This window comes from Azospirillum sp. HJ39, assembly GCF_041507355.1.
In the GTDB taxonomy this organism is placed as follows: Bacteria; Pseudomonadota; Alphaproteobacteria; order Azospirillales; family Azospirillaceae; genus Azospirillum; species Azospirillum thiophilum.
Genome location: NZ_CP167911.1, coordinates 3,010,370 through 3,028,763, shown reverse-complemented (window position 1 = coordinate 3,028,763; position 18,394 = coordinate 3,010,370). Strand labels below are relative to the sequence as shown.

The following is an 18,394-nucleotide window of genomic DNA, read 5'->3' as shown; positions in this document are numbered from 1 at the left end:
TAATTCTAAATTGTGTATCGATTCACTTCTGAACGACGCCACACTGCCGAAACTCCTTTCTGCTTATCCGGCTCAATAATTGGAAATATTAATAATGATTTTAGCATGGAGATAACGGCTCGTGAACTTTTCCCATTGAAATACAACAAGTCGCGTGAAAAGCAAAATTTCCTGTGAAATTCAGCGATGGAATGCTCCGAGAGTCCACATTTTACCATGCGGCCTGTGTGAAGACGGTCAGTCTGAAAGCAGCCAGCCACCGCCAACGCATGCACCATGCGCACGGAGACGCCGAGAGACTTCGCGGCTTCCCGCACTCCCAGGCAACGCTCTCCCGACGGACGAACCGTGTGGCCGAACACATCACTTTTCCGGGCATACAGGCTACGCAGACCGCTCTCGAGCGGAGATGCTGCAATGCGCCAGAGCGGCAACCGGCCGGCAAGCGCTTCCCGCAAGACACTTGGCAAGGAGAGCCGCCGGCGGAGCGGTAGGCCAGCGAGAGACACCATGTCGACGCCGGCCTCGGTAATGACAGTGGCCTTCTGGAGCAAGGCGCCGACAAGCCCTTCCAGGGACGCGCGCTCGTACCTGTAAGCGCCCCCTACCTTGAGCGCCCCCTCCAAAATCCCGCTGCGCCGAAGCTTCTCGATCTGGGAGCAGGATGTACCGAGGCATTCGGCCGCCGCCTCGCAGCACAGCGATCGTTTGGCACGTTCCTGGAGTTCCTGCAGGCTGGTCGGGTCGACCAGGATCTGTCGGCGCCGCCCCATGTCCCGGAGTTCACCCTTCAAGGTCCCATTTCCGACCATGCGGGCAATGCTTGCGCTCGTGATCCCCAGGCTCTTTGCCGCTTGCGAGCCCGACACGCGACGTGGGGCATCGGGTGGGGCATAGAAGATCGACTTGCGCTTGATGAGTCCGTTTCCCCAATGGTCGGCGAAGTAGCGCCTGACCTCGGAGAACAGGAAGGCGAAGGTCTCGTCGCCGAAGAAAGCCCGGAGGCGTGGAAGGCAGTGTCCGTATTCGGCCGCCAGCCCGACCCGGTGTTCGGAGGACCGGGCACTCCGTTCGAGCCATTCATAGAGGCTCTGTGGCCAGTCCTGCAGGAGATGGGACGCTGTCTCCACCGTCTTGCGATCTGCGGCCAACCCGGCCTTGGTCATGGTTGAAACGCGCCAGTTGGGGTCGGTGTGATCGGAGCCGAAGAAGGCGATGAAGCGCACCGCCATGTCGAGGGTCTGCAGGGCACCGACCGGCAGAGTCTGCGATGCCGGTGTCAGCATCGGCTGAGCCGCACGCTCCTCCAGAAGGGCCGCAATCTCGAGTGCCGACTCGGAAGCCGGGCCTGAGGACGCATCGGTCCAGACCCGTCGGCACCGACAAAGCTCGAGGCCCGGACGCATCCAACTCAGGCGGCTCAAGCAGTGAGGGCAGCTGTCGACCAGCCAGCAGCCGTGTGTCCGGCACGCGACATAAGCGGTCACATCCCATATCCGCCGTACGCTGCCGCGTTCGCGGACGCAACTTGGACAGGCGCGGGGGTGGATGAGGTCGAGCGCCGTGGCCGGCAGAGACCCATTGCCGAAGCGCACCAAGCCCGTCCGTCCCGCAACGGGCCAATTGGCCAAATCCTCCAGATCGATGGGGCCGACACCGATGAGGTTGGACAGGGTTGTCAGATCGCAGCGTGTTCCGGCGATCGCAAGACGCAAACCGGCCGTATCCAGCAGCCAGCGGATGTCCGGGTGGCCATTGGCTTGGGCCAGACGCAGAACGTATCCCTTCAGGCTTTCATCAGCCAGGGGCGCGCTGCGGACGGTAAGGCGGTTTTCCATTGGCAAGGGCGTTCACCGTTTGGTCAGCGCCTGGTTCACGTCCTCCTTGCGCAGGCGACGCTTCTTGGCGCTTCGCCGTGTTGCGACGTCCGGACGCGAAAGCGAATCGTCTTCGATCGGCGGGGGCAACTGCCCGGCATAGGTTGAGGAGAACGGGTTGATCATTCTGTGCGCTTCCTTACGGAAGGCCCGGTCGAAGGCTTCCTCCAAGAGTTCCAGGGTGATGTGCCGTGGCACCGCCGGGTTCTGCGCAATGATCCTCATGCACATCTTCAGCAGCTTCTTCAACGCGCCGATCACGCCACGGCTGGCGTAATAGAAGCGAAGCGCAATCCGATCCTCCGTGACGTCGAAGTCGAACGGAATGGGCGACAGTTTCTGAAACGCCAGCAAGGTTCCAATGAACTGCGCCTGATCCTCCAGGTCGTCCATGCCGTCACCCGTCCGCCACCGGTAGGCGGGCATGCGAAGTTCGGCATCGCAACGCCGCTCATGTTGGCCGTCCTGCTCGAACAGGTAACTCAGACGACCGAGACCGAGGAAGATCAAGCTTACGTTGTTTTCATCGTGGCGGGACTTGAACCAGTCCGCCAATTCTTCGGTCACCACCACACCGTTGCGATCAACCGCGCGCTGAGCTTCGTCGATGAGGATACCGACCGTGCCGCATGCCGCGACCAGTCTGTCGACCCTTTTGCCGAAGGAATATTTGTCGCCACGATGCCAAGCGGGATCACCGAACGTCCGCAGCATCTCCATGCCGACCGATTTGACCGTGGGGGCTGGCGGCATGACGAACTGGAGCAGCGGGATGCGGTCCGCCGTCATGACCGGATGGGGCGGCTCGTCAATCAAACGGCCATCGGGAACGGCTTGGTATTCCTGCGCCAGCTTCTTGCGCAACGTCGACTTGCCGACTCCGGGGGGGCCACTCACCTGTAGACAGGGGGCTTCGTCATCGCAGTCCTGAAGGCTCAGGATCAGTCGAACCTCCTCCATGATGCGCATGAACCGTGGGTGCGGTACGAAGATGCTCGCCATTTGACGGTATAGGGTGCGTGGTGGCACTTCCAGCAGGTCTTGGACGGTCATGGGCGTTGCTCCTCTGTGCGCTCAGTGAGGCCCCCAAGGGAGAGGTCGGCGTCATAAACCGGGATTGTGCGTTTTGGCCGTTCCGCAAGGATCGGTGCGGGAGGCGCGTCGGCTCTCACGCCACCCTCTGGCGGACGTGCCGCAGGTGTTGGCGGAGCGGATGTCGAAGCCTGTTCCTGGAACGGGTTGAGTGACTGTCCGGTGAAGGGACCGCTCAACGGGCCAAGGTTTCCGTTGAGGTCAAGATTGTTGAAGATGTGCTGTGTTCCGACACCGAATGTGCGGGCGATCAATGCATTGGTGCGGATACTCAAGGCCATTGGAAGGGCATCCGAGATGAGTTGCTGCAAATCCCATTGCGCCTGTTGCAGGGCGTCGATGTCCTCGCGCCCGTACCGTTCATTGGCCCATTTCAAGTTCAACTCATGACGGTGGAGACTGAGGCCTTGCGTGTAATGCTTGTCGAGTGCCTCCACGCGGATCCAGAAGCGTTCCTTCGGTTCGAAGACATGGATGACGGACAGGTTGCTCGGGTCGATTTTCACCCGCACCTTCGTCCGACGGCCATACTGGCGGCGGAATGCGTGCAGACTATCTGAGTAGTAGGACAGGCTCTTGAACGTCACTCCGCGGTGATCGACAGTGCCGGTTCGGATGATACCGAACAGCAGGTCCAGATCGGTCGCCCGCTCCAGGAACTCCGGTGGCCGCGATCGGACACCTTCGTTCCAGCGATCTCTCGGCGTGATCTTCCATGTTCCCATAGGCCGACTGCAATAAACGTCGATCAGCCATTTGTGGAAAATGTAGAGGAAATGCCGGAGCCCGATACAGCCATTCTTGGTCGGATCGTAATCCTGTTTATCGATGGTGTTGCCAAGAACGAACCCGGGCATTTCTTGGAGAAGAAGTTTATTCAAAAGATTGAATGCATTCTCGACAGCCGATTTGAACCAGGGCGTGTAAACCTTCGTGAATTTGTATGGAGTGTTGAGATCATATGTAATGGTGCGAATGCTCTCGCCATATTGGGACAAACCATTGTCAAAGATGAGAAGGCGCGGGATGCCAGCCGCAGGCAGGGTGTTCTGGATATCCGGATAGGTCGCCTGGACATAAGCTTTGGGAAGACAGGCGTGGCGCAAGGCACTCGCTATCGTCAGATCGCTTGGAGGTTCAAAGCCGAGATAGAAACCAACCAGAAGGTTGGAGTAGACGTCAAGATACCAGTTCAGCCAAGCCCGCCCGAGTGGAACGCCAAACGTTTCATCGAAGAAGAAGAAGGGCAACTTGGTCTCATCGTACTCCACAAGGTCGAGACAGGCCTCAGGTCCCTCATGGCCGGTTCTCCCCCGATACATGCGGCGGGCCTTTGCTTTGCCGAATTTGGCGACATCGCGGTCGTACGCCGGAAATTCGTTCCACAGGCGATAGAAGGTCGGCAACGACGGCATCGTCAATTTCGCCGCAGGATCGCGTCTGTTCTCCAGGCGGAGGAGATCGTCGACCGTGTTGCGGATGGAGCGCATCGTGCAGGTCGGTGAGTGGCCGGCGGCCCCCTTGTTCTCGCGGGCGTCATCAAGCTTTGCCCGCATGGTGTCCAGGATGATCTTCCGAACCCGGGGATGCAGCTGATTGTGGCGCCCGCAGCAGGCGGACCGCCCAGCAAGGTCCAATCTGTCTTCGGTAGCAGCGAGATCAGCCTTCCATCGGTAATAGGTGGGCGTGGACACCGGCCTGGAACGGCCGAGCTCCTTGCTGATCTCCGCGAGGATCTTCTCAAGCGCCGTTGTCTTCTGCCCGTCTTCCAATACGACCACGGAGTTCAAATGGACACCCGCGGCTGCTCGAGCGTCCACGGCTCCCAGGACGGCAGACCGAAGGGAAATCCGCTGCTGTTCGGCTTCCGTCCGATCGGTGATCGAGGTTGCTGCACGGCGCCTCTTGGTATCGTCCGGCTTGCGGGCATCATCGGCCCGCTCGGCATCGAGCACCAGGGCTCCCGAGACATACAGGGTGTCCAGCTGTGACGTGGTTTTGGTCACCAGCCGGTTCGTGAGGGTTTCCACCAGCTGCCACTCACCATCGCCTTGCATGGTCACGAACCGCATGGGGATGCCGTCGATGCGTACGCACGTGTTGGGGGCGTAGCAGAAGCTCCGCATCACAGCGGCTCCGAGCCAGGACCATTCAACGACTGGCGGCTTCGCCACACGCGACTGGCTGGCTCCAGCGGCGTGTCGAGGTCGGTTGTCAGATATCCGTGCACGATCAGGCTGTGGATGTGCTTGGCCGCAAGCTGCGGAAACCCGGCCAGGAGGGCACTGATGGCGACCGTTGCCCCCGCCGGCACGGCGAGCGCTAGCTGGCGCCACATGGCGCCGTCGGGAAGCGAGGCATGGCGGTCGGCGAACAGGGTGCGAAGGGTCGAGACGCGTGGCTGTCGGCGGATGTGTCGCTCCGTCTGGACGCAATACCCGAACCCGGACCGTGCCAGCGTCACCCCGATCGCCGGCCAACGCCGTTCCCGGTCCGGCAGTGCGGCTTCCCCTTCGGAAATAATCGCCATGAAGGTGCCGACGCCGGCGCGACGCACGAACAGGTCCGGCATGTGCCAGCGGGTACGCCCGTCCAGGGTATAGCGAACCCGAAGGGGCTGTTCGATGTAGGCGTCGACGGCAGGGTCGAGTTCGCACAGCAGGAACATGTCGAACTCCAGGTCCGAGCGCGCCCGCAGTGTCCGCTTCATTTTCCGGCTGTGAAACCGGCCCTGCCGCCCACGGATGGAATTGCGCGGCGCCCGGCCGATGGCCCGGATCGGGCAGTCGATGCCGCCAAAGGTGAACTCGGGGTGGCGCGCGGTAAACCGTCCGTTATCCGGTGGAGGACCGCCAAGGCTTTGCGGTGCCCAGACCCGGTCGATCGACGGAGGAGACGGTCTCGGCAACGGCATCGGTGGTCCTGAATGCACAAGCTCCAGGAAGAAATCGGCCAAAGTTCGCTCTTGATCGTCGTCTGGCCAATCCACACCCTCCGGCTGGCTCAGGCGCTGCGGAACCGAGCTTTCCGGTTGTGGCTGGTCGGTACGGCAGTCTGTGAGCGAAGGCATACGGCTTCTCCTCTTCGGCGCGATGAATTCGCCGAAGCCCGCACTCGCGTTCGGGAACCTGACAATCCTCCTCCGGTCCGACGATCAGGTTGCAGCCGTGCCGGACAGGCCCGCCATTTGCCTGGGATGCCCGCCCATACAGCGCTGCAGCTTGCAAAGTCAGGATGGCCGGTCGGCCTTCTCGCGCATCATTCGTTGCGGTGGACAGCCCAGCATGTCAAACAGCCCCAGAGCTGGAAAGAGGCTGGAAAAACACTACTTCGCATGCCCCATGACGGCCATGCGGAACCCTCCAATATGGGTGGGCGCCGCGGTCTCAGATGCGGCGCCCACCGCCGGGAATTCGGGTTTGTGGAGTCATATGCTGCGCTTTGGCATCATCCGCAGCCTGGTCAGGAGTTCGGGCCCAGGCGGGCTGGTTGCTCGGCGATTGTCAGGATATAGCGGCGGCCGTCGCGCTGAACCCATCCGCGACGCTGGGCTTGTGACAGCTGCGCACGCGTGGATCCCGGATTGAGTTCGATGGTGCGACGGCGTGCACGGTCAATGATCTCTGGAGTGGTGAGGCCGCCGGGAAACACCTCGGCCAAGCACTCAAGGATCGCAATCATGCGCCGACCACGCGCTTCGGACGTTACAAACGCCGGCAAGCCGTCAAGCGTCGGTCCCAGCCACCCGTCTCTTCCGACCAGATTTTCCAACTCCTCCAAGCGCGCCTCGACCGCACGCCGACGCACGATCGCCTCGAATTCGAGTGCACGCGCTGTCTCGAGTTCGGCCCGCAACTCGCTGATCCTCGTCCGAACGGTACTCATCCTCATCGAAGCTCCACCTCGCCGGTGCGCCATCGGCGGCAGTTGCAGCCCTGTCCCTGCCAAGCATTGGGCTCCCTCAGCATACCTCAGACAGCCCGGTCACGGGGTCATTTCCGTGCGCCCATCTCTCGAGGCTCGCAGTTGCACTCACTCCGTCTGCCGACCGCAGCACCTTGTTCTCTGGAGCCGTCGATAGCCACGCCTCCTTGTCGATAGGGAAGCTCCGGATTGTCATCACTCTGTTGCAGCGCGATAAACAGGAATGCAGACACGATGCCGTATTGGGAGGGATCTCACCGGGTGGACGGTGATCGACATGGTTGGGGAGGAGGTCACCCATCCTGACAATTAGGGGGCAATATGCTCAATCCGCCACCCGACATCTTGCAGCCGACGCTCCCAACCAAGCGCGGCTTTGCCCTCACCGAGATGGCTGGCTCTCAGCGCCACGCACAGCAGATGGCTTGGCCGTGTCATGGCAACGTAAAGCAATCGCTGCGCATCAAGGGCCATGGGGCTCTTACGGCCAGCCAGCAGCCGAAAATGTCGCCCAATGTGGCAAGAGTGAAAAAACGTGTCGAGGATCAGGGTGGCGGTGTGGGTTTGCCCTTTAACGCTGTGGATCGAGCCAAGCCGGATGTTCACTGACCTCCCGTCCTCGCCCTGGTGGACATAGAGGTGGCGGGGAGGCTGTTCGGGCGCCCGGACAATCGCCTCCTCCGGCCACGCTAGAAACGCATCGATCGGTTCCATTTGGCGCGAACGATGCCATCCTCCTTCCTGATGGCTTCTAACGAGCGCTTCCGTCGCGACTCGGATGACAGGCCAAGTGGCTGGATTGGGAGGCGTGCTCATGGTTGCACAGTCCCACAGCCATTTGTGTATCGCCTGCCACAAGGCCGGTCGTTCGGACGCATACGCCCGGAGTTGACGAAGCGGGTTATGGCGCGTTCCGAATTCAGGTGCTCCGCACGCTTCCAGCAGATGGATCAGACCCAACGCCAGTTCCGTGATGGCTGGCCCCAATTCTCCGCTCTCGGTTCGTCGGTGGTGAGCCAGACACAGGTAATCGGCAAGAACACGCGGCCGCGCTGTGCGGCGGGAGGTGTCTGGCTCGTACCGGTTCCAATAGTCACGGACGGAGTGCGGCAACTGGTCCGCCTTGCGCGCGCGCTGACCTGGAGGGGCGTGAACCCGGCCGATGGCCGTGAACACCCCATGGTGAAGGGTATCGCCGTCGAACTCTCGGCACAGTAGCGCGCCAAAGGCTTGCAGCGGACGTTCATGCATGGCCTCGGGGCCGAAGAGGAAAATGGTGTGGCCGCGGCTGCTGGTCGGCTCACCCTTCAAGGTCCCCCAGCGATGCAAGGCATCGCCTTCCATCACACGCCGGCTCGGCGCCACGGCGGACGCCCGCGCGGCGATCCAGCCCCCGAACCGATTGCTGCGCGGCAGGCTGCGCGCCTGCGCGTCCGGAAAGGCATCCACCACCGGAACGGCTTCGGGCTCGCCGCGGTCTCCGTCATAGATGGCCTGATCGCTGTCTCCGAAGCGCTGCCGCAGCGCACAGGCATCCTTGGGGAAAAGCCGTGACAGCATGGCGGCGTGCAAAGGTTGGGTGTCCTGCATCTCGTCCATGAAAACACAGGGGAAGCGGTGCCGTATCAGAGCGGGATACTGGGGCGCCTCGGCAACCAGCCGCTCTCCAAACGCGAACATGTCGTTGTGGAAGAAATACCCGAGTCGGCGGAGACGGCGTCGCAGTTCCGTCATAGCCTCGTAGGTGGGCAGCTTCGGATCTTTCAACTGAAAGGCTGAGAGGTCCAAGCCCAGCTCGGCCCCCCGGTACTCCAGCGCATCGCACAGTTCAGACACGACCTCCATGGCGGTCTTCTTCGGAGCACCGGCCGTAGCTTTCCGTGATGAACTCTGGGCGCGCATGATGGCAAACTTGCGGATTGGTTCGAACCGATCATCCTCCCAAACGATCCGGCGTGCGACAGCCCGGCATCGGTCATCGTCGATGAAGCGGACGCCAATCGGCCCCATATGGTATGATCGGAGATAAGGCAAGGCCAGGAAGCTGTTCACGAAGCCGTGGATAGTCCCGACATAATGCGGATAGGTCAGCAGACGCGCCGCTTCCGGTACCCGCTGCACTCCCTTTTCCAGTTCATCGCGCGCGACGGTCGTGTAGGAGAGCACGCAGATGCCACGACTCCGCGCCGTCCACTTGCGCGCAAGAATGGCCAGCTTGGCGACCAGAAGCGTCGTCTTGCCGCTTCCCGGGCAGGCTTCGACATCGCCGGAGTCCAAAGCCTGCAGAACATCCCGGCGCTCGCCCGCGAAGCGCAATCCCAGCGCCTCTTCGATCCAGAAAATATCGGCGTCATTGATGACGGGCAGCGAAAAAAACTCGCTCATTCGTCGACAAGCACCTCGGCTCTGGCAACGGGCATCGGCTGGTCGGTGGCCGTGGCATGCCGCAAGGCCTCGCTCAGGTAGCGTGGCACCTTGCCGGCGAAGGTCCGCCGCTCGGCGGCCGTGCTGTAGCGCTCCTCCAGGATACGGGCCAGGATTTGAGCCGCCGCCGCTTTCGAGCCGGCCGCCACCACCTTGTAGACGTGGACCGCACGCTCGATCGGGTCAGTGCAGGCTGCCCGCAATCGCTCGTAGGCTTGTTCGGCCTCGGTTTCCCACTCTGTCCAAGCCGCTCCAGTCGTTTCGCCCGGGCCATCGGGCTCATCGCCGCGTGCCGCCAGACGACCGGCGATGTAGACCTCGCGCTCCAGTCCGGCGCGTGCCAGATCGTACTCCAAGGTCCAGTGATCCGAGACGAACGTTTTCACGCGTTGCCCGTCCGCTTTGACCTTCGCCTTCATCCACGCATCGGCATCGATCTGGGATTCGGTCTTCTGCCGGCTTCCAGGCTTCAGCTTGAGAATTTCTCGCGCGCAATCCGGCAGCACGTCACGATCGGTCACGCAGGCAACGGGACAGGGGCCCGGAACGTCATCGCTGCGCATCAAGATCCGGGCGTAGCGGTGCAAGCCGGTCCCGCCGACATTGACAATCGACACCCCATGCTTGGCCAGATCAATGCCGAGCAGGACCGCGATGGTCGGCAACAGCAACGCCTCCGCCGTCCCTTCGACGACGATGACGCCGCGCGCAAAGAACAGATTGGCCTTGGTCGCGTCCAGAAAACGCTGCAGGAACTGGTAGTCTCCAGCAACTAGCCGGGTCCGGCCTTCCGCCAAGGAGAAGCCCTGACCACCCGCGAGAACGATCAGGCTGCCAAGCGGCAGCTTCGACGCAAGGACCGGGCTGTGGGTGGACATCAGCACCTGCACCGGGCGCTCCGACCGGGTGTCCGGCCGTGCCGCCCCATGGCCTGCTCCCGACGGAGTCCCCTTCCCGATGCTCCGGTCGCTGTCCCCCCGTTCCGCATCCGCTGCCTCCTCCTCGGTCTCCGCCTTGGCGGCGGAGCGAAGCCCTGGCTCGGTACGACTCAGCAGAAAATCAATGAGGCGAAGCTGAAGTTGGGGGTGCAGATGCGCCTCCGGCTCCTCAATGAGAAGAAGCGGCATCTTCTCCTCATCCTGCCCCAGAAGCAGCAGCTCACAGGCCATGAACAGCAGGTTCTGGTAGCCGAGCCCACGCGGATGCAGACGGGGAGGGCGCGTCATCGCCGCACCCGCCGCCTCAGGATCGGCGGCTGGAGGTCCGCTGGGAAGCAACAGCAGTTCCAACTTCTCCAGCAACAGCCGCAGCCGCAACTCATCGGCGCCGCACGCAACGCCGATGTGGCTGGACATCCGGTCGGAGCCCAAGGCGAGATGGTGCAGATAGTCCTCGTTCAGGCGGGCGCGTGCCTTGCTCACCCCGGCGTGGGTTTCAATCAAATGATCGGCTAGTTCACCGCGCCGCAAAAGCGTCTGCGGCAGCGACACGTCAGACTTCCCAGCGGCCAGGGCGCTGACGAAGGCTTGGACGTCAAACGCCTCGTCATCTTCCCCTGCAATGGCCAGCGTGTGACGGAGGATCTGCGACAAACGCGAGTTCCGCCCGGATGACAATTCACGTTCGGCATCACGTAGAGGTTTCAAATAGGTGGCTTCCAGAAGCGCCCGGGCGGGTCCTTCGAACCAGGGCCCCTGACCATCCTTTCCCGATCGCAGTTCCACGGAGACACGCCAGCGAGAAGCGTGCTTGACCTTGGCCGATTCCTCTCTGGTGGGACGGTGTGCCACCAGCGTCAGGTACAGAACGGGCGCCTGCGGTGATCCGAGATCGCCCTCGTAAGTGAGATGCTCGATAAAGCCGGCGGCGTCGGCCTCGGAGATGCCGGCAAACTTGCAGGTGATCGATAGCCGAGCTTCCGGCTCCAACTGATCATTCCTCCAGTGGAAATCGCGATCCGCATCGACCCGAACAGTGTCATGTCCGGCCACACCGACAACCAAACGAACCGCATCAATGATCGCCGATTTCCCGGCGTCGTTCTCACCCACAAGGACGTTCAGCCCGGGACTCAATGTAAGCGTCAAACGCGCGAAGAGCCGAAAATTCTCCAGATGGAGTTCCGCCAGATGCATCCGCAGCCACACGTCGCTGGTGTATTGCTATCTTCTACACCCTCGCAACATGCGCAGCAATCCAGCGATCGTTACGTCCGAGAAACAGAGATACTCCGCTCATCTCAAACTCTGCATCGTCCTTCCCCGCTACGTCGGGGGGCGGGACGCTCTACGGGTTGGACAAGTGTCAGGTCTAGTCCTCGGTGTGGTGAAGCAAGCCCTACTCGCATGCCCGGTCGAGCAAAGCCTTGACGCTCGAAGGCGCCCAAGTCCTTGCGCCGGTTTTCGTTGGGATGCCCTGACGCTCCAGCTGGCGGCCGATACGGGCAACCGCACACGAAGCGAATCACCATTTGCAAACAGCTGAAGTGCTCAGCTCGCATCTGGCAGCTCAGTCGTGAGAGCGTGCTGCCTACTCTCCCGCCTGCATCGGCCCGGGAAGGTCGACGTCGGCCGTCAGCCGGTCCTGGGCTGCCCTTCTCAAAATGCGGTATGATACGGAGATGATCCGCTTCGATCCTGGACGCCTATGCCCCCCTTCAAGTTGCCGTATCCGACCCCTGACTACGTCTACCCAGGCAAGGAGGTAGGCGAAAAGCCGCCCTTCTCCCAATGGACCCGAAAGCCGCCTCCCACTTTCGGAGAGTTGCGGTCAGAGGGAAAGCCAAACAGTGGTCGTCAACTATGGTTTGAGGATCAGGCCCGCCGGATAGCGGAACATGTAGGTGAGGACCGGGTGCCTTGGGCTTTCGAGTTCTCCGACGGCGAAGTCTTTCAGCTGGATCGAGGCTGCGTGCGCATGGCCGTGCGTAGACAGGTCTTCCGCGAACCACCATCCGATCAGCGGATCGAATACCTCGTGTTGAGGGCAAAGGCGCCGGCGGACAGTTCGGCTCCCCCTCCGGTCCCGCAGGACAACGCGGGGGAAACGCTGGCGGCGCAGGTTGCAAAGGGGGTGCGGGATGAGCACATCCTGGCCGCCGCCGCATTCATCGATGAGAACTCGGCCGAACAGGTAAAGTCGTTCGCCGGCACTAATCGGTGGGCGACGGCCCACTTCGTGCTGGTGAACGGGCGACGGTATCCAGCTAAGATCTTCGGGCTGATCGCCAAGAGGCTCGCGACCGGTGAAATACTGGATCCCCAGCGCATCAATTCGCTCACGTTCCTTGATGGATTGGCCTCCCTCGGCGTCCACAGAGCGGAGGACGACGGCTCCATCTTAGATGCAGTTTGCGAGGCTGCTGAACGAGACGGCGCGTTTGATCCGTCCGACACGACGGATGCTCGCACCCGAGCCCTGCGTGCGATTGTACAACGCCAAGGCCAACGGGCATTCCGAAAGGCGCTGCTGGCCGCCTATAGCGAGCGTTGTGCTGTAACCGGCTGCGACTTGGTAGAGACATTAGAGGCTGCTCACATTGCCCCGCACCTTGGTAAACATACCGACCATGTCGCCAACGGTCTGCTGCTTCGCGCCGACATCCATACGCTGTTCGATCAGAACCTGATCGCTTTCAACCCCGACAAAGGAGGCGTGCTGATGGTCTCAGCCGTCATCGCCGGGACTAAATTCGCGGACGGGCTGAAAAAGCTGAGACTGCGCTCACCTAAGAACCCAGCCCATGCGCCGAATGCCGAGGCCCTGCGGGACCGACTCCGAAATCTGCGTTAACGCTCATCCGGTACGGCCAGTCGGCGCTTTTCGACCCTTACGGGCGTGTTGCATTGAGGCGAGGACGGTACGCGATAGCCCTACTGTCGCTTTCTCCTGAGGTTTTTTCGTTGTCAGCCTATTTGAGCCGTCCGCTGTTTTCCTCGTCCTTTCCCCGCCGCACCCGAGCCACCGCACCTCGCGTCGCCCGCAGGCGCTCGGTGCAACAAGTCAGCATCACTGGTGAGAACCAGCGTCCCGCCTGCATCAGCCCGGGTAGGTCCACGTGGTCGCTGAAGCCGACGGCAAGTGGGGTCGGCCTCACCGGTGCATCGCTCCCCCGGACTCCTCGATTACGCGTCTGTGACCGCAAAACGAAAACCGCTGGGATCGAACCCGCCCGGCCACCCCGGCGACAGCCCGGCGGTATAAGCGGCGGCGGCTGCAGCGACGGCCCCTGCGCCGCCGTCATCTGCCCCGCAATGCGGACAACATTGGGCATGCGGGTCGTGATGGTTGATGAACCAGCATCCAAGGCAGCGAATGCACCGCGCACAGGTACCAGCCAGTGATACGCTACCGTCCGCCGCACGATGCGGCACCCAAAGGTGTCCGTTCGAGGACCCAATCGCGACGCGCTGCCCGTGACAAGAAACCACTTGCCAGAGAGCGACAGCTTTAGCGGCATGATGCGCGTCAAGGCGGCCCTTGGCTTCAAACCATGTAGTGAGACTGGGCAAAAAGAAGTCGGGGAGATAATCAGACCCTGCGACCCGCAGCCGGCACGGTTCATAAACCCAGTCGAGGCCACACTCATCGAAGAAGAATGCCCACCGGCTCTCCAAACGTGAAGCCATCCGAATGCCGCGATAAATTGTTGGCCGCGCAGCTAGCACGGCAGACGGTATGGCAGCACCTCCACCAAGCGTCTTTTCGAACGCGGCGTTCATTGGCCACCTCCCGCCATGTGGAACATTTCTTCTTCGATCCGCGCACGCTCCGCATCGACCCAGCCACGCAAGCCGTCAACGTACTCACGCGCTTTGGCTTCGAGACGAACTGTGAGCCGGCTCTTCTCATCACCGCCGTATTCACCCTTGCGAATAAGCCGCTCCAAACGAGCAGCCCGGCTGTCTGGCGGCGACTTCGTATAGGCTACGGCTGGAAGATGGAAGGCGTCCTGGAGGATCGTGTTAACGAGCGGGAAGCCACTCTCCAGGACAGAGGCGAGAGTTCCGCCCGTGATCTCCAAGAATTCATGATCATCGCCGGGAATGTCACAGGCATAGCAGCCTTCGACCATACGGGCAGACGGATCCACTGCCAGGGCACTCCCATCCGCACGTGAGACATTCCCCCGCTCGTCTGGCATCCAGGTGATTACAGGCAAGGAGGCATCGAAGTCGAAGAAATCCGGCCGCTCACCCTCACGGCGAATTTTCGGCTTGTCGGTAACAGCCAGGACCGGGCGCCGCACAAGGTAGGCGCGGACCTCCTGGTTCGGACCAAACGGCGCCAGGGCAAGGCTGACACGGCGACAGACCCGTGCAATCTTCTCCTGCGGCTTGCTGTTCCTTTCCTTAGTCCACCAGAGGGCCGGGAATGCCGCAACTTCCTCGGTGAATAGATCGATCCATGGAGTTGCCATCCACGTCCATAGAAAGGCTTGCGCGTCCGGTTCCCAGTTGCTGCCATTGGGTGACAAGCCTTGCTCGTCGATGGTCCGGAAATACCAGTTGAGCCCCGTTGCATCAGCAATTCGGCGAGCCTCACCTTTTAGGGCATCGGCAAGCATGTGAAGGTGTTCAGCCTCACTGTCTTCCGACAAGGCATCCATTCCTTCCGCGAACCCTGTCCGATCAACGAGCGTAATCGCGGCCCAGTCAGTTGACTGTCCAGCCAGGCGTGCAGCCACCTCGGCGATCTTCAGGTAATTCGCGGGCTTCTTTACCAGCCGTGTCTCGACACGCTTACGCTTTTCCTCCTCAGGCAGAGAAGGATCGACCATATAATCATAAAAGCGGCCACTCTTCCCGTTGCTGTCCAGCATGCTAGCCTCTTCGGCAATAGCTGACTTGGTTACACAGCGACCGTCCTTACCTACTACCGTGCAGGCCTGTTCAACAATACGGTTAAGATTTTCAGCGAGCTGCAGAAGGTCCTTCTTCTTCGTCAGCGGTTTGTTATGAGCAATACGCCCACGGACAAACGCAGCCTGAACTTCCTCCAGCGGTCGCATGCGCCCCCTTTGGGCCTCAATGCGGCTATTGATCACAGAGGCGCTACGATTGTCGCCGTTCGGGCTTCCAGCAGCTGGGCTATTCATCGGTCTCTCCGTCGGTGGTGACGAATCCCAACATGCATCAGATGATCGAACTTTATGGTTCGCTATCAACGATCTTGCCGACGGATTTTCAACGAACCTTTTCCCGAACCAACAACGAACTTCGATTACATGCTCGTCGCGACAGGCGACGAGCAACTCGATCCTAGGCGGCGCCACCGCCCGCCAACCGGCGAGGGCTGTCACGGTCTCGGCCGACAATCTGACCTCGGCCCGCCGCCCTTCCCAATCGGTCAACAAGCGCCGACTGCGCGTGGTAAGAACACGCGCCACCTCTCATTCCGGTTGCTCGTCCAGTTCATCCGCATCCGGCGTCTCCGGCCATTCCACAACACCGCCGTCATGTAAGACCACCCGAAGCTCGCCGTACCAGGACTCAACTCCCTTCTCAAAGATGAAGGCGCGGAACCGCTCCCAGTCGGCGGCTCGGGCTTCTCCTCGTTCGAGCAGCACCCGCGCCGTCGACGCCAACTGGCTGCGTATGTCAGTCGCATCCCAGATCTGCCGATCACTCATCACAGCGTCGAGAAGGGCTGGGACGTCCTCCGCCTGCATCATGCCGGCCAGGGGGGCGATGTAACTCCGGTAGAGCGCTTCAGCAGAACGAAAGTCGCGGGCAGTGCGTAGGCGGGTGTAGCCATGATTGAGAAACCGGCGGTTCGGGTGCTCCTCCAACACCTTGTTCGCCGCCACACGAGGGAGTTGCTCGAATACGGCCACCAACCGATCGGTCAGTTGTGGCACCACCATCCCCGCGAACAGCGCCATCTCGGTCGCGCTCAGCGTAAAGGACTTCTCACCCCCGAACAGGCTAGGGGGCGCCTGCCGCAGGCGTTCACTCATGGTGTCAATCAGGGCTTCCAGGCGGTGGAGGGTCCCTGCGTCCAAAAGCGGCAACAGATCAGGAGCAGCTTTGAGAAGGCGGAACAGGTTAGGCAGCTGCTCTGAGGTCAGCCCTTCTATCAGCCTTGGAATACCAGGAACAACGCTTGCACGCCACGCATCGGGTCGCGTGCGAGCAAACGCCATTACTGTAGTCAGCAATACGTCGTTACTGGACACTTGCTCAGCGGATGGTTTTACAACCGCCGCCACCAACGTCGTTCCGAACCTTCCGAACAAATCCGGTCGGACGCGATCAAGGTATCGCTCGTTCATGTAGCGGGCGAGCTTGTCACCGTCGCGTGGAAATGCCGGCGACCGCAGATCGGTCATAAAACGCTCGATCAGCACCCGTCCTTGGATCGGGGGCCGGGCCAACACCAGGGTGACGGCGTGGACGATGTGCATCCGCACCAGTTCGGAGGTAGGGGCAAAGAGATCCTGATCACCATAGAAACTTGGATGGGCGCAGTGGTTGCGGTCCTCCTTCAGGCGCTCAAGGTGCAGCACGTCTTGTGCGTTGAGGAAACCGAATCTGCTTTGAACCTTGCCCAATAGCTTTCCCTCAAATTCCTGGAGCTTGCCTTGATTGCCCGCTTGCACCCACCCGTCGAACGCAGCCATTTCCTCATTCGCTTGGCCATCGCCGTCGACTGCAATCTCACGAATTTTGATGGTGAGATCGAAGGAGACCGCCACCCAAGTGGCGACGATTGCCGCCCGATAGGCCCCAGCCCGATAGGCGGCGATCGCCTCCTGGATATAGTCGCGTGAGCGCGGCTCCCGGACGGTCAAGGCAAGGGCATCAAGGTCGGTCAGGTGCTGATGCATGGAGTGGGCTTTCCTGGGATGGGCACTGCAGGTGCGTCGAGAATTGGCGGAAAAATCAACCTTGCGACAGATCGTTTGAACGCTCTTCAGCCGCCGCGCTTTCGCCCGGGCGCGCCAGGGCGCCACGCACGGCGTTGCGCCCGGCCAGCCGTTCGGTGCGGACATAGTCGATCACCGTCCGCGGCTCGGCATGGCGGGTCGTCATCAGGATGTCGATGATGTCTTTACCCTCGATCGCCGCGGTGGTGACGAAGCCGGCACGCAGGCTGTGTCCGGCATAGCGGGCGGGGTCGAGGCGTCGGCGCAACTCCTCGTTCAGCCCCTCGGTCGGAACCGCCGCCACCAGCCGCTTGACGATGCGCGCCACCGTGCTGGGATGGAGGGCCGCCGCCGCCACATGGCCCCAGCGGCTGACATCGCGGAACACCGGGTCGGCGGTACTGACGGTGTGACCGGCCGCAAGCAGGGCCTTCTTCCAGGCGGCGAGGGCGCCAACCGGGCACAGGCGCCCGCCGACGCGGGGAATGCCGACACTCTGCCCCTTGGCATCGCGATCGGTCTTCGACGTGCGCAGGGTCACGGTCAGCCCGCCGGCGGCCGACCGCACGTCACCCCAGGTCAAGCTGCACAGCTCGGACCGCCGGAGGGCGCCGGCGAAGCCGACCAGAACCAGCGCCGTGTCGCGCACACCGCGGACCTTGGCGGTGTCGATCGCCTCGACCACCAGCCGCAGCGTCGGCACATCGGTGTCGCCCTGGCTGGACGCCGTCAGGGCTTCGACTTGGCGCCGGCTTTGACCGCGCTCAGCCCAACTCCGGCGGACCCCGCGCAGCAGCTGACCAATGCGCGGATCGGCGCCGGGATCAGGGTGACCGGCGCGGGTGTGTTCCCGGCGGACGGCCGCCCGCACCACCTCGAGGCGAGATGGCGACAACCCGGTTGGCGCCCCCTCCGTGGTACGGGAGCCGGCCTGGGGTGGCGGACCGGCGTGGTGCGCCAGGAAGGCGGCGAGCGTCGCCGGCGTCGCCGGCAGCACCGCCATCCCCTGGCCTTGGCACCAGCCGGCGAAGCGCGCCCAGGCGCGGGCGTAGACCGCCCGGGTGCCGTCCGCCAACGACCGCTCGATGAGGCGGTCGGCGGTCTCCAAGGCCTGCAGCACCGTCGGCGTGACCAGATCCTCTGCAGAAGCGCTTGGCGGCAGGTTCTCTGGAACCTGGACGTCGGAGGGAGGGAGCGGCCGGTCCATGGG

The 18,394-nt window shown here is 62.1% G+C and carries 12 protein-coding genes; 1 reads left to right on the top strand and 11 read right to left on the bottom strand.

Annotated elements, in window-relative coordinates; genetic code table 11:
- Positions 1-5: 5 nt before the first annotated feature.
- From ABMY26_RS27710 to ABMY26_RS27680, 7 genes are all read right to left on the bottom strand, one after another.
- Complete coding sequence (locus ABMY26_RS27710) at positions 6-1,838, bottom strand: TniQ family protein (RefSeq protein ID WP_372397769.1); 1,833 nt, start codon at positions 1,836-1,838, stop codon at positions 6-8.
- Between the two features lie 12 nt (positions 1,839-1,850).
- Positions 1,851-2,930: a TniB family NTP-binding protein gene (locus ABMY26_RS27705; RefSeq protein ID WP_372397768.1), complete on the bottom strand. Its 1,080-nt coding sequence runs from the start codon at positions 2,928-2,930 to the stop codon at positions 1,851-1,853.
- The gene (locus ABMY26_RS27700; RefSeq protein WP_372397767.1) at positions 2,927-5,041 is read right to left on the bottom strand and encodes a Mu transposase C-terminal domain-containing protein; all 2,115 of its coding nucleotides are present in this window, start codon (positions 5,039-5,041) and stop codon (positions 2,927-2,929) included. Before ABMY26_RS27700 ends, ABMY26_RS27705 begins: the two co-directional genes overlap by 4 nt.
- Positions 5,042-5,094: 53 nt before the next feature.
- On the bottom strand, positions 5,095-6,039 hold the full coding sequence (locus tag ABMY26_RS27695; protein WP_372397766.1) for a hypothetical protein: 945 nt from the start codon (positions 6,037-6,039) through the stop codon (positions 5,095-5,097).
- A 392-nt stretch (positions 6,040-6,431) separates the two neighbouring features.
- Positions 6,432-6,824: a hypothetical protein gene (locus tag ABMY26_RS27690; RefSeq protein WP_372397765.1), complete on the bottom strand. Its 393-nt coding sequence runs from the start codon at positions 6,822-6,824 to the stop codon at positions 6,432-6,434.
- A gap of 378 nt (positions 6,825-7,202) precedes the next feature.
- The gene (locus ABMY26_RS27685) at positions 7,203-9,278 is read right to left on the bottom strand and encodes a UvrD-helicase domain-containing protein (RefSeq protein ID WP_372397764.1); all 2,076 of its coding nucleotides are present in this window, start codon (positions 9,276-9,278) and stop codon (positions 7,203-7,205) included.
- A complete protein-coding gene (locus tag ABMY26_RS27680; RefSeq protein ID WP_372397763.1) occupies positions 9,275-11,452 on the bottom strand; it encodes an ATP-dependent endonuclease in 2,178 nt (725 codons plus the stop codon). Before ABMY26_RS27680 ends, ABMY26_RS27685 begins: the two co-directional genes overlap by 4 nt.
- 781 nt (positions 11,453-12,233) lie before the next feature.
- Between ABMY26_RS27680 and ABMY26_RS27675 the strand changes: the two genes are divergently transcribed.
- Entirely contained in the window at positions 12,234-13,109 is an 876-nt protein-coding gene (locus ABMY26_RS27675; protein WP_372399070.1) for an HNH endonuclease, read from the top strand.
- 332 nt (positions 13,110-13,441) lie between these two features.
- On the opposite strand, the gene ABMY26_RS27670 is transcribed toward ABMY26_RS27675, so the two are convergent.
- The 4 genes from ABMY26_RS27670 to ABMY26_RS27655 all read right to left on the bottom strand — a co-directional run bounded on the left by ABMY26_RS27670 (position 13,442) and on the right by ABMY26_RS27655 (position 18,391).
- Positions 13,442-14,038 carry a hypothetical protein gene (locus tag ABMY26_RS27670; RefSeq protein WP_372397762.1) on the bottom strand — a complete coding sequence of 199 codons (597 nt, stop codon included), beginning with the start codon at positions 14,036-14,038 and terminating at the stop codon, positions 13,442-13,444.
- On the bottom strand, positions 14,035-15,414 hold the full coding sequence (locus tag ABMY26_RS27665) for a hypothetical protein (protein ID WP_372397761.1): 1,380 nt from the start codon (positions 15,412-15,414) through the stop codon (positions 14,035-14,037). The genes ABMY26_RS27670 and ABMY26_RS27665 overlap by 4 nt, the downstream gene beginning before the upstream one ends.
- 294 nt (positions 15,415-15,708) lie before the next feature.
- A complete protein-coding gene (locus tag ABMY26_RS27660; protein WP_372397760.1) occupies positions 15,709-17,145 on the bottom strand; it encodes a hypothetical protein in 1,437 nt (478 codons plus the stop codon).
- A gap of 55 nt (positions 17,146-17,200) precedes the next feature.
- Positions 17,201-18,391: a tyrosine-type recombinase/integrase gene (locus ABMY26_RS27655; RefSeq protein ID WP_372397759.1), complete on the bottom strand. Its 1,191-nt coding sequence runs from the start codon at positions 18,389-18,391 to the stop codon at positions 17,201-17,203.
- Positions 18,392-18,394 lie beyond the last annotated feature (3 nt).